Origin of the sequence: Shewanella sp. ANA-3 (genome assembly GCF_000203935.1) — a bacterium.
GTDB lineage: Bacteria > Pseudomonadota > Gammaproteobacteria > Enterobacterales > Shewanellaceae > Shewanella.
The window spans coordinates 4,568,723-4,580,109 of record NC_008577.1 but is presented as its reverse complement, the minus strand read 5'-3'; the positions used below and the strand labels follow the sequence as shown (position 1 = coordinate 4,580,109).

11 protein-coding genes are annotated in these 11,387 nt (G+C 49.6%); 6 read left to right on the top strand and 5 right to left on the bottom strand.

The features are described 5' to 3' along the window. Positions 1–8: 8 nt before the first annotated feature. The 4 genes from SHEWANA3_RS19930 to gmk are packed head-to-tail and all read right to left on the bottom strand — an operon-like array spanning position 9 to position 3,521. Positions 9–392 (bottom strand): RidA family protein, encoded by a 384-nt coding sequence (locus SHEWANA3_RS19930; RefSeq protein ID WP_011718553.1) that lies wholly within the window; start codon positions 390–392, stop codon positions 9–11. Positions 393–414: 22 nt separating this feature from the next. Next, complete coding sequence (gene spoT, locus SHEWANA3_RS19925; RefSeq protein WP_011718552.1) at positions 415–2,517, bottom strand: bifunctional GTP diphosphokinase/guanosine-3',5'-bis pyrophosphate 3'-pyrophosphohydrolase; 2,103 nt, start codon at positions 2,515–2,517, stop codon at positions 415–417. A gap of 43 nt (positions 2,518–2,560) precedes the next feature. Then, entirely contained in the window at positions 2,561–2,839 is a 279-nt protein-coding gene (gene rpoZ / locus SHEWANA3_RS19920) for a DNA-directed RNA polymerase subunit omega (RefSeq protein ID WP_011624339.1), read from the bottom strand. 58 nt (positions 2,840–2,897) lie between these two features. Beyond that, positions 2,898–3,521 carry a guanylate kinase gene (gene gmk, locus SHEWANA3_RS19915; RefSeq protein WP_011718551.1) on the bottom strand — a complete coding sequence of 208 codons (624 nt, stop codon included), beginning with the start codon at positions 3,519–3,521 and terminating at the stop codon, positions 2,898–2,900. A gap of 374 nt (positions 3,522–3,895) precedes the next feature. Between gmk and SHEWANA3_RS19910 the strand changes: the two genes are divergently transcribed. The 4 genes from SHEWANA3_RS19910 (at position 3,896) to SHEWANA3_RS19895 (ending at position 9,009) form a co-directional block, all read left to right on the top strand. Further along, positions 3,896–5,392: a hypothetical protein gene (locus tag SHEWANA3_RS19910; protein ID WP_011718550.1), complete on the top strand. Its 1,497-nt coding sequence runs from the start codon at positions 3,896–3,898 to the stop codon at positions 5,390–5,392. A gap of 145 nt (positions 5,393–5,537) precedes the next feature. Next, positions 5,538–6,410 carry an NTP transferase domain-containing protein gene (locus tag SHEWANA3_RS19905; protein ID WP_011718549.1) on the top strand — a complete coding sequence of 291 codons (873 nt, stop codon included), beginning with the start codon at positions 5,538–5,540 and terminating at the stop codon, positions 6,408–6,410. After that, positions 6,403–7,467 carry an aminoglycoside phosphotransferase family protein gene (locus SHEWANA3_RS19900; RefSeq protein WP_011718548.1) on the top strand — a complete coding sequence of 355 codons (1,065 nt, stop codon included), beginning with the start codon at positions 6,403–6,405 and terminating at the stop codon, positions 7,465–7,467. Before SHEWANA3_RS19905 ends, SHEWANA3_RS19900 begins: the two co-directional genes overlap by 8 nt. A 117-nt stretch (positions 7,468–7,584) precedes the next feature. Beyond that, positions 7,585–9,009, top strand: coding sequence for an MFS transporter (locus SHEWANA3_RS19895; RefSeq protein ID WP_041412832.1), 1,425 nt, complete (start codon positions 7,585–7,587; stop codon positions 9,007–9,009). A gap of 20 nt (positions 9,010–9,029) precedes the next feature. Here SHEWANA3_RS19895 and SHEWANA3_RS19890 read toward each other — a convergent pair whose 3' ends face one another. After that, a complete protein-coding gene (locus SHEWANA3_RS19890; RefSeq protein ID WP_011718546.1) occupies positions 9,030–9,848 on the bottom strand; it encodes a sulfotransferase family protein in 819 nt (272 codons plus the stop codon). 47 nt (positions 9,849–9,895) lie between these two features. On the opposite strand from SHEWANA3_RS19890, the gene SHEWANA3_RS19885 reads away from it, so the two are divergent. Together SHEWANA3_RS19885 and SHEWANA3_RS19880 are read left to right on the top strand one after the other, a co-directional pair. Continuing rightward, positions 9,896–10,087: a hypothetical protein gene (locus SHEWANA3_RS19885; RefSeq protein ID WP_041412830.1), complete on the top strand. Its 192-nt coding sequence runs from the start codon at positions 9,896–9,898 to the stop codon at positions 10,085–10,087. A 71-nt stretch (positions 10,088–10,158) separates the two neighbouring features. Then, positions 10,159–11,274, top strand: a complete 1,116-nt coding sequence (locus tag SHEWANA3_RS19880) for a Fic family protein (RefSeq protein WP_011718545.1) — start codon at positions 10,159–10,161, stop codon at positions 11,272–11,274. The last annotated feature ends 113 nt before the right edge of the window (positions 11,275–11,387 follow it).

Sequence of the window (11,387 nt, the reverse complement as noted above, 5' to 3'; positions counted from 1 at the left end):
GTGGAAGCTTACAGCTCCATCACGCCATCCATTTCGACTTGCGCATCCTTAGGCAGCTGCTTCACACCGATAGCGGCGCGAGCAGGGTAAGGTTGGCTGAAGTAACGGCTCATGATTTCATTCACTTTTGCGAAGTGGCTTAAGTCCGTTAGGAAGATATTGAGCTTAACGATATCGTTGATCGTGCCGCCAGCTGCGGTACAAACGGCCGTTAAGTTTTCAAACACTTGCACAACTTGCGCCTCAAAATCATCGCTCACGATCTGCATTGTGCTTGGCACTAGTGGGATTTGGCCGGATAAATATACTGTGCTGCCGACTTTAACCGCTTGAGAATAAGTGCCAATTGCCGCTGGGGCGTTTTCGGTCGCGATAATGATTTTTTCTGCCATGACGCTCTCTCTAAAGTAATGATCAACGATTACGGGATGTACGTAACACCTCGGGCAGTACCCGGATACGGCGCATCACGTTAGCTAAATGGATCCTGTCCTTCACCGAAATCCGCAGGTTAATCAAGTAAACGCGGCCATCGCGCTCTTCGGTGCTAAGGTTGTGAATGTTCGAACCTTCGGCGGCGATAATCGAGGTGATCTTCGCCAGCGCGCCTTGGTGGTTAACAATTTCCACCCGCAGATTGGCTTGATATTCGACGCCTTCGACATTGTCCCACTGTACGGGAATATATTTATCTGGCTCGCCTTGGTAACCGCGAATGTTAGCGCAGTTTTCCATGTGGACGACTAAGCCTTTGCCTTGGCTCACGTGGGCTATCACCGCATCACCTGGGATCGGGCGGCAACAGTTGGCGAAGGTCACTAACATACCTTCGGCGCCACGGATTGGCATCAGGTGAGAATCGCGGCTCTCTTGATTCTCTAAATTATCGCCAATCAAACGTTGGGCGATGACTATGCTCATGGCATTGCCAAGACCGATGTCGGCGAGTAAGGAATTTAAATTGGCGTGCTTGGTATCGCGCACGACTTTATCAATTTGCTCGGCAGGAATACTATCGAGCTTGGTTTTACCCAGCGCATGGTTTAGCAAACGGCGGCCAAGGGCGATAGCATCGTCTGCTTTTAGGCTCTTAAGCACTTGGCGGATTTTGGCGCGGGCTTTACCCGTCACCACAAAGTTAAGCCAAGCGGCATTCGGACGCGCGCCTTTGGCGGTAATGATCTCAACGGTTTGGCCGGAGATTAATGGCTGGCTTAACGGATAAGCTTGGCGGTTAACGCGGGCGCCGACACAGGTATTGCCCACATCGGTGTGGACTTCATAGGCAAAGTCGACGGCGGTGGCGTTAACCGGTAATTCTAAAATGCGACCTTCGGGGGTAAAGACGTAAATCTCTTCGGGGAAGAGTTCGGTTTTAACGTTTTCCACGAATTCGAAGGAGGTGCTGGCGCTCTGTTGCAGTTCCAGCAAGCTTTGCATCCACTTGCGGGCACGCACTTGCGTGGTAGTGCCTTGACCATCGGCACCGCCTTTGTAAGCCCAGTGGGCCGCAACCCCTTTGTCGGCCATTTGATCCATATCTTCGGTACGAATTTGGATCTCGACGGGCACGCCGTGTGGGCCGAATAACGAGGTATGTAGCGACTGATAACCGTTGGCTTTTGGGATGGCGATATAATCTTTAAAGCGACCCGGACGCGGTTTATACAGGCCGTGCATAGCACCGAGGACGCGGTAGCAAGTATCGATGGAGTCGACGATGACGCGAAAGGCGTAGATATCCATCACCTCTTGGAACTGGAGTTCCTTGCTCTGCATCTTGTTATAGATGGAGTAGAGGTTTTTCTCGCGACCTTTCACTTTGCCTTTAATGCCCGCATCGTTTAGGCGAGTTAATACCGCAGCTTCAATACCTTGAATGAGTTCTTTACGGTTACCACGGGCAGCTTTGACCACTTCCTTTAACACCCGATAGCGCATCGGATAATAGGCTTGGAAGCCTAAATCCTCTAACTCCGTCTTGATATTGTGAATACCGAGTCGGTTGGCAATCGGCGCGTAAATCTCTAAGGTTTCGCGGGCAATGCGGCGGCGTTTATCGGGGCGCAGTGCACCTAAGGTACGCATGTTGTGGGTACGGTCGGCAAGCTTGATGAGAATAACGCGGATATCCTGCGTCATTGCCATCATCATTTTGCGAAAGTTTTCCGCTTGGGCTTCTTTTTTATCGCGAAATTTCAGCTTGTCGAGCTTAGACACCCCTTCAACCAACTCTGCCACGGCTTCGCCAAATTGTTCGGCCAAGTCCTCTTTGGTGACATGGGTATCTTCGATGGTGTCGTGCAGCAAAGCAGCCATCAGCGTCTCGTGATCGAGACGCATCTCGGCGAGGATGCGGGCAACCGCAACCGGATGGGTAATATAAGGTTCGCCGCTGGTGCGCATTTGCCCTTCATGGGCATCACGCGCAACTTGGTACGCCTGCTTGAGCAATTCTACCTGTTCAGGTTCTAAGTAACCGGAAGCAGACTCCTTTAGACCTTCAAACAGATACAAGTGGCAGCTCTCCTTTACCCAAACAGGTGTGACTCAATTAGACTTATAGTGAACGGCCTTCAGCGATGGCTGCAACAGCTGCGATTTCAGCTGCTTCACGCTCACGCACTGATTGACGCTCGTCAGCATCTAAAGTGTGAGCATTCACTAAACCTAGTTCGATTTCACGCAGGGCGATAACCGTTGGCTTGTCGTTCATCTCTTCAACCATAGGGTCTTTACCCTGCACGGCGATTTGGCGAGCACGACGCGCCGCAACCAGGATCATATCAAAACGGTTGCCGATTTGTTCTACGGCGTCTTCTACAGTTACGCGAGCCATGTGTTGAAACTCCAGTTTATCTAGGGAAAAAATGACGCAAAATTGTACACTAAGGCAGTTAGCCTGCCAACAGATCGTTAAGCATATCATTTTGCGCGTGGATCTGACTAGCACCCGTTAAGCGTTGGCTGCGAATGATCGCCCGCAGATCGGCCAGTGCTGTGTCAAAATCGTCATTGACGATAATAAAATCATATTCTTTATAGTGCGACATTTCAGAAACCGCCTGTGCCATACGGCTGGCGATAACTTCCTGACTGTCTTGGCCACGGCCAGTGAGGCGACGTTCTAGCTCATCCCGTGAGGGCGGTAGAATAAATACACCAATGGCCTCTGGCATCACGGCTTTGACTTGCTGGGCGCCTTGCCAGTCGATATCGAGGAAAACATCGATACCTTGAGTCAAAGTGTGCTCAATGACGTGGCGTGAAGTGCCATAGTAGTTACCGAACACTTCGGCCCACTCGAAAAAGGCATTTTGCGCGATCAGTGCTTTAAATTCTTCAACATTAACAAAATGGTAGTGCTGACCATTCACTTCGCCAGGGCGAGGCGCACGGGTAGTGTGCGACACTGAAACCTGCATGTCGACGGGTTTGTCTTTCAGCAGCGCCGAAATCAGCGAGGATTTACCAGCACCACTCGGGGCTGAAACAATAAATAAATTTCCGCGTGCGGTCATGAGCAAAATATCCAGTTGGTTAACGCAAGAAGGGCCCAGAAAGCCGAGCATTATACAGATTTTGACCTTAAAAACGCTAGGGCTTGTTAGCCAGCAATTGTTGTCTATTTATGTTTTGCGACAGTTAACGCTGCCGTTGGTGCATTTTTACGGTTTAATGATCTCTCAAAGATCAGATACTGAAAATCTCTGCGTCCCTAAGCCTTGCAGAGCCTGAGAATTAAGCCTGATTTAGCTTTAGATGGATATAATCAGCATTTTTGCTTATCTAGCGTCTTATTGCACTGACAATTGCGGCTAAATTCGTTACGCTCGTGCCTATGCGACATTGAGAGTCGTGTGCGCTAGGATTATTTCACTATAAAGGAAGGGTCGTGCTGTTAAAATCTCTTTTCTGCCTTCATGGGCGTGATTCCCGTCCCCGCTTTGTGGCCATCAGTGTTGGTGTGTATTTGGGCATTTCACTGGCTGTCGCCGCGTTTGGGGCGAACTTTTTAATGTATCTTTTAGCGTTGGTGGGCTTACCTTTGCTCGCCCTTACTGCGCTGCGCCGTTTAAATGATGCGGCTAAGCCTAAGGCCTTGGTTGCAGTCTTTATTCTGCCGCTACTGATTTTACTGGCGCTGTATATAGTGGCTGCGCCGCCCGTAGTCGCCATTCTTGGGCTGGTCTTGGGCGCTGGTGCGACCTTTTGGGGCACGCGTTTAACTTCTCCCACCTTAGTTGAGTATCGTTTGGGCTATTATGGTCCAGCTCTAGATATCCCAACCTCGCAGGCCGTTCCCCGTCGCCGAGTCGAGCCCGTATTAACACCAAAGGCCGCAGCGGCACAGAATGCCAGTGTCTCCCATGCTGCGCCGGATATTCCGGTATCGACAGAGGCCGAAACCTATTCCCATACTGAACCAACGAGTGCTTCCCCCGTTGTGGATGCCGAGTTGGATGCCTTGCGCCAAGATGAACTGCGTTTCGATGCGTTAACAAAAATGACGCAAAATCCTGCTGATTTTGTCGTGCAAGATGCGTTACTCGAGGGCCACGCCGATTTTCGTCCAGCCAATCAGAGCCGAGTCGAGCAAACCCGTATCGACATCGCCGATGTGGATTTAGCCCAAGTCGATTTACAGGGCGCGGAGTTTAAACGGGCACCGCTCGACCCTGCCGAGCACAGTGATGAGCCAGTATGGCGTTTCGATCCCGATGAAGATACCGCAGCCTTTAACGATACAGAGCATGCTGAAGAAGTGCGCCGTCGCCGCGCCGATGCGAAAGAGTCGGGCTCGATGACAGAGCTGTTTAGAGGTGTGGCTGAGTTTTTTGCCCCCTATAGACGTTTTATTAAGTTACCTTCTTTACCCAAGCTTGAGCGCCGTTATTGGTTGCCAGTCGGCGGCGGTGTGGGGGCGGTATTGTTAGTGCTGTTAGTGTGGGGATTATGGCCCAATAGTGATGAGTCACAGGCTGAGGAGGCTGTTCCTGTCGTGCCCTCGGCGCCTATTGCTGCAAGCGATCGTGTGACCTTAGATATGCCCGATGGTTTTTCGGTGGCGTTAGAGCAAGATGTGTTAATTATTCGCTGGTTAGGTGAACGTGGTAAGCCGCAAAACCTGTGGTCTATTGCCACGGCCAAAGGCGATAAGAGTTGTAGTGCGTTGGTGTTTAATAATGGCACTGAGTATCGCACTATCAGCGTAGACTTGCTGGACGATTCGGCAACGGAGGCGCGTTTCACGCCGCTGGATACCGCCAGTATCATCACTGATCTGGCCCGTCGTGGCAGCATTGGTTTGTGTGGTTACAAGTTCAGCCTCAAGGGCAGCCAAGCGGTTTTAGAGCCTAATCGCAATTTTGGTAATTATTTAGCCCGTTAAATCGATAAAATTCTAGTCAGGACTAGAGGGGTAGATTACACTTTTGCTCCTCTTTTTCTCCAATCTTGTTTTAAATGTGCTCGCAAAGCCGATTGCGGCGAGGTTCGGGAAAATATCTTTAATACGAACTGAACATTAATCCCACATGAATACAGATTTGACCTTAGTCATTATGGCGGCAGGGCTAGGTAGTCGTTTTGGCGGCGATAAGCAATTGGCCTCCCTCGGCCCTGCGGGCGAACCCATGTTGGTGTTATCGATACAGTCGGCGATTCGCAGCGGATTTAAGCGTGCCGTGATGGTGATCCGCCCCGAATTGGAAGCGGAACTCTGCGAGCTGTTGACACGGTTTTTACCGGCGGACTTTGAGTATCACTTTTGTTATCAGTCGCTCACTGATTTACCCGACGAAGCGCAGCTTACGGATGTGAGCTATCGTTTAAAGCCCTGGGGAACGGCACATGCCCTGTGGTGCGCCCGTGATAGTGTCAATGGGCCTATGGCGGTGATCAATGCCGATGATTTTTACGGCGACAGCGCTTTTGCTTCTTTAGCGAAGGGATTAACCGCAAGACCTAACGATTGGATGATGGTGGCTTATCCGATTGAGCTGACCTTGTCCGAGCACGGTGGCGTGAATCGTGGCTTATGCCAAGTGGAGCTGGGGCAACTGCGTTCAGTCGCCGAATGGTTGAATATTCAAGCTCAAGATCATGGTTTTATCGGCGAAGGCCCCGAGGGATTAGCACCGCTTCCTTCACAGTCGCTGGTCTCAATGACCTGTTGGGGCTTCTCGCTAAGCATATTTGATGTTATTAAACGTGAATTAACGGTATTTATCGAACAACAAGGCCAATTGCCTAAATCTGAATGCTATTTGCCCGCCGTGGTTCAGGCGGGAATTGAGCAAGGTGTGCCCGTGTTTGTTGATGTGGCCAGCGAACCTTGGCTCGGTGTGACCTATCCGCAGGATACTGTCTGGGTAAAGCAAAAATTAATGGAGTTATTGAGTGATTAAACTCATCAGGCAGTCAGTGTTGCCTCATTTTGGAATTGAAGCCGACGAAGCAAAAATCTCAGCGTTAGGGAATGGTCATATTAACGATACCTTGTTAGTGCGTTGGCCTACGGGTGAGTTAGTACTGCAACGTATTAATACCCAAGTGTTTAAGACGCCGCAGGCATTGGTGAGTAATGCCGATAAAATTAGCCATCATTTGTGTGCTAAGGCATTACAACAGCAATATGGCTTGCAGGTTGTGAGCCCTTGTCTCACTCAAGACGGCGAGCTGGCGATCGACTTAGGTGATCAGGGATTTTGGCGCGCCATCAGTTATTTGCCTCACAGTCTAAGTATCGAAGTGGTCAAGTCTGAAGCCGAAGCCGAAATGGCGGCTAAGGCCTTTGGTCATTTTGCCTGTGCTTTGAGTGATTTTGACGCCACTCAGCTTGAGGATGTTATCCCGCAGTTCCATCATTTGCCGGGACGGATGGAAATGCTGCGCCAAGCGGTGCAACAGGATAAGGCTAAGCGGTTGGATTTATGCCGTAACTGGGTCGATTACGCCCTATCACAGCAGAGTTTATTAGATGAGCTCGCCGAGATTTCGCCACAGCTCCCGCTGCGTATTTGCCACAACGACACTAAAATCAACAACATGCTGTTTGATAAGCGCGACATGTCGAGCATGGCAATTATCGATCTCGATACCTGCATGAAAGGGCATTTAATGTATGACTTCGGCGATATGGTGCGTACCTTCTGCTCGCCTGAAGCCGAAGATTCGACCGCCCTTGAGAATGTTAAAGTGCGTCAATCCATCTTTGCCGCCATTTGCCGTGGTTATTTAAGTGAGCTGGGTGAAGTGTTAACTGAGGTCGAAAAACGTAGCCTCTGGCTCGGGGCGCGAGTGATTTGCTTGATGATTGGCGTGCGTTTTTTAACGGATTATCTCAATGGTGACGTGTATTTCCATGTGCACCGTGAGGGCCATAATTTGGATAGGGCCGCGAATCAATTTACCTTGTATCAAAGCCTGTTAGATCAAGAAGCCGAGTTACAGGCTTACTTCTAACCCTGAAACGTCAACACGCCCTAATCAAACGCCCCATTTGGGGCGTTTTGTTTTTTGCTTATATACGACATAATTGCAACATCAAAACCCCTCAGTCTCATATGGATTTGGCTTGGAATGGGCACCCTCGAAGCTCCCACTGCATTAACGTGTTCGCGCCGTAGTGCTAGAAATCTCTGGTTAAGATGCACTCTGCGCCGCTCGCAGCAGGAAGCCGTGGCATCGTCGATGATGACGGCGACGAGCGATAACTTTTTCAATGCTTACGCAATTTTTCTCGGTGCCAGTCTTGCACAAATGGGCTTTGTTACCGGTTTGCCGCAGCTCTTCGGGGCGATGTCACAGCTGGTTTCTGTATGGTTAGCGAGTCACTTTTCCCGTCGTAGTTTTATCGTTTACTGCGCGGCTTTGCAGGCGTTGGTGGTATTGGGCATGGGCGCGTTAGCGGCCTTTCGCCCCGATCATGCTGTGTGGATATTTATCGGGCTCGCCGTGGGATACCATGGGTTTATCAATCTTATTCAACCCCATTGGCGCGCCTGGATGGGGTCTATCGTGCCCGAGCGTCGCCGTGGCGCCTTTTTTGCGGCGCGCACCCGCTTAACCATGGGCGCATCCTTAAGCGTATTCTTTATTGGCGGTGGGATTCTTACCTTTACCGATTCGCTGCAAATGGCCTGGTTAGGCTTTACTTTACTGTTTTCGATAGCGGCCATGGGGCGTTTTGTCTCGGCTTGGTTGTTATTGCAAATGCACGACCCGGATCCGCGCGAAGCCAAGCAGCGGGGCGTATTTATCCAAACCATCCGCAATTTTCGCGGCGCATGGAAGGATACAACTTTCCGCCAATACAGCCTATTTGTGGCCAGTATGCAGGCGATGGTGGCCATATCGGCGCCGTTTTTCGCCGTGTATATGTTGGAAGACTTGAAGTTTAGCTATATCGAATTTGTACTCGCGAGCGTGGCATCGATAGCCACTCAGTTTGTGACGCTAAGGTTTTGGGGGCGATTTAGCGATCAATTTGGTAATCGTTTGGTGATGATTATCACCAGCTGCATGATCCCAAGCTTGCCGCTGCTGTGGTTGTTCTCGGATAACTATCTGTATATTCTACTCATTCAGGCATTTTCGGGCCTCGCATGGAGCGGCTTTACCCTAAGCACCGCCAATTACCTTTATGATATTCGTCCCTTTCGCAGTGATTTTGCCACCTATGCGGCGCTGCAGGCGTCACTCAGCGCGGGATTGGTGTTTGTGGGAGCCATGGTCGGTGGCACGATAGCCTCCCATGCGGCGGACTTTTTAGTCTGGTCAGGTTGGAATACTTGGCTCAGTAGCCCGATTTTTGTGGTGTTTCTCGTTTCGACCATATTGCGCGCATTTGTGACACTGTGGTTTATTCCGCGTTCGGTCGAACCCAAAGTCAGGCCTCGGCCGCAGTTACTACAACTTATCTTCCGTATCCGCGGGTTTAATGCGATTTCTGGCGTGAGTCTCGACTGGTTAACTGTGGTAAAGCGCCGAAATACCCCTGATTAGCTTTACTATCCGTTAGGGTGTTAAAGCTTATAATCGAAGAACTTACGTTTTTCAGGCCCCGAGGCATTAGCGCTTATCTTATTCGGGTGTTTATATTCATCCCAACTGGCGACATTGCGGCCGACATTGAGTTTAGGAAAGTTCTGTTGGTTTGCGGCGCTGGCTAATCCCATAAATGCTAATAACTGGCCGAGGGCGCCTTGGCGGCTGACATCGATACTGAGGAAGTCGTGTCTACCCGTAAAGTAGTCCAATACCTCTGTTTTATGGCGCTGATAGCAATCGATAAGATGTTGTTCATCTTGCGGGTTTTCAATCAAACCAACACCAAAGCTATGGCGAAAACTGCGCTTCATGATTGGGTGGAATCGGCCGGTTTTGGCGTCCAAATGTGGCAGCATTCGGCTGAGTAACATCTGCATCGACGGCACCCAAGAGTCTAACTCGCGGTCAATATAGACAAACTTGGCTTCTGGGAAAAGTTTATCTAACTGCTTGAAATCACTAAAACAAGGTGCATCTGAAATCGCATCAGCTTGCATAAAGGCTTCTTTGGTAAACGCCATATGCGCCACTTTTAAGCCTTGCTCCAATAGCGCCACACTCACGCTCGTCGTCCCTGTTCGGGGCAAGCCGATAAAAATAACCTTCTGTTTTTGCTCGGCAACCACCGATTCTTGCTTAATTGCATTTGGCTCGATTGCGCTTGGCTTAATTGCATTTGGCCTAATTTCATTTGGTTTAGTCGAATCGCACTGTGGCTGATTGCTCTGCACATCTTCACTATGGTTATGCCCTTGAGAATCGGGAAGGGTGGCAATAGTTGGGTTAACAGGCATGGATTGGGCTCAGCATTCTTGTCAGCGTGGTCGTGATGGTGTGTTAATTGGGTTTAGCATTAGTGTTTTATCAACGTTGGCAGTATATCGCAGTGAGTCGGTTTTGGCAGCGCAAAGCTGGCGTTGCGTCGGTATTGCTTTGTAGAGGCAATCAACAGCATAAATCCCTTAATCCCTTTATGCTAGAAGCATTTTGGCAAGGTGAGGCGATTGTTGATATTATTTGCCTCGTCTTGTGAGGCAAATAGGTTTGTTAATTGACTCATTGTGTGAGTAGAATAGGCTTGTTATTTGACTCATGGGGTAAGATATGTGGATTTGGCAGCAAGTCGATTGGCCTAAATTTCATTGGAATATCAGCAGAGTTGATGCCCTGATACGTCAGGTATATTTCAATCAGGGCCAACTGCTCGGCAAGCAAATGCTAAGTCACGACGACAGCCAGTTAACCTCAGCGGCGGCACTCAACACCTTACTCGCTAACATTATCCACTCCAGTGCCATTGAAGGTGAAAAGCTCAATGCGGCTTCGGTGCGCTCATCCTTGGCTAAAAAACTCGGTGTGTCCGAAGACAAACCGTATCCGACCACTGCGCAAACCGATGGTTTGGCTGACATTATGCTCGATGCCTTAAAAAATTTAGATACAGAGTTAACCCTTGAGCGGATATTAGGTTGGCATAAACAGTTATTTCCCCAGGGTTATACGCTCTTTAACCCCGTTATTGGTGGAGTGCTACGTGGCGATACGCCTATGCAAGTTGTCTCAGGCCGGATTGATAAACCAACGGTACATTTTGAGGCACCCTCTCGAGCGACGTTGGACGCTGAACTCTCGCAGTTTATTGAATGGTTTAATGCATCAAGGCAAGATCTGGGTTTAGATCCGCTTATCCGCGCGGCGATAACTCACCTTTGGTTTGTGACTCTACACCCCCTTGATGATGGAAATGGGCGCATCACGCGTTTATTGACCGATTTAGCTTTGGCGCAAGCGGAAAAACGCTCAATTCGCTTTTACGCTATGTCGGTCAGTATTCTGGCCCGTCGCCAAGCCTACTATGACATTTTAGAGTCCACCCAAAGGGGTAATGTCGATATTACTCCTTGGTTAGTATGGTTTTTTGAAACCCTTAATGATTGCTTACTCAATGCGATGGGAGAGGTGAACAAGACTCTTCGGAAAACGCAGTATTGGCAAAATCTCGATCAATCCTTATTGAGTCAAGAGCAAGCCAAAGTGCTCAATCGGATGTTAGATGGCGATTTTGAATTAGGAATGAATAGTAGCCAGTATCAAAAGGTCGCTAAGGTGAGCCGAGCCACAGCCACCCGTCACCTTGCGCAAATGGTCGAGCAAGGCTTTTTAGTAAAAGCCGACGCCGGCGGCCGAAGTACGAGGTACTTATTGCCGAGTGGGAAGTAGATGGATTCAGCGCCAATAATCATTTTGCATTTTGTGAGTGATTACCCTGTGTGATCTTATGCCAAAATCATTATGTGCTAGATATTGAATGTGACTTATAGTCCGTAGACGTA

Bases quoted from the DNA above. Each gene is read 5' to 3' on its own strand.
- SHEWANA3_RS19890 (WP_011718546.1), bottom strand. From the start codon at position 9,848: ATGCCTGTTAACCCAACTATTGCCACCCTTCCCGATTCTCAAGGGCAT.
- gmk (WP_011718551.1), bottom strand. From the start codon at position 3,521: ATGACCGCACGCGGAAATTTATTTATTGTTTCAGCCCCGAGTGGTGCT.
- SHEWANA3_RS19905 (WP_011718549.1), top strand. From the start codon at position 5,538: ATGAATACAGATTTGACCTTAGTCATTATGGCGGCAGGGCTAGGTAGT.
- SHEWANA3_RS19880 (WP_011718545.1), top strand. From the start codon at position 10,159: ATGTGGATTTGGCAGCAAGTCGATTGGCCTAAATTTCATTGGAATATC.
- SHEWANA3_RS19930 (WP_011718553.1), bottom strand. From the start codon at position 392: ATGGCAGAAAAAATCATTATCGCGACCGAAAACGCCCCAGCGGCAATT.
- SHEWANA3_RS19895 (WP_041412832.1), top strand. From the start codon at position 7,585: ATGGGCACCCTCGAAGCTCCCACTGCATTAACGTGTTCGCGCCGTAGT.
- rpoZ (WP_011624339.1), bottom strand. From the start codon at position 2,839: ATGGCTCGCGTAACTGTAGAAGACGCCGTAGAACAAATCGGCAACCGT.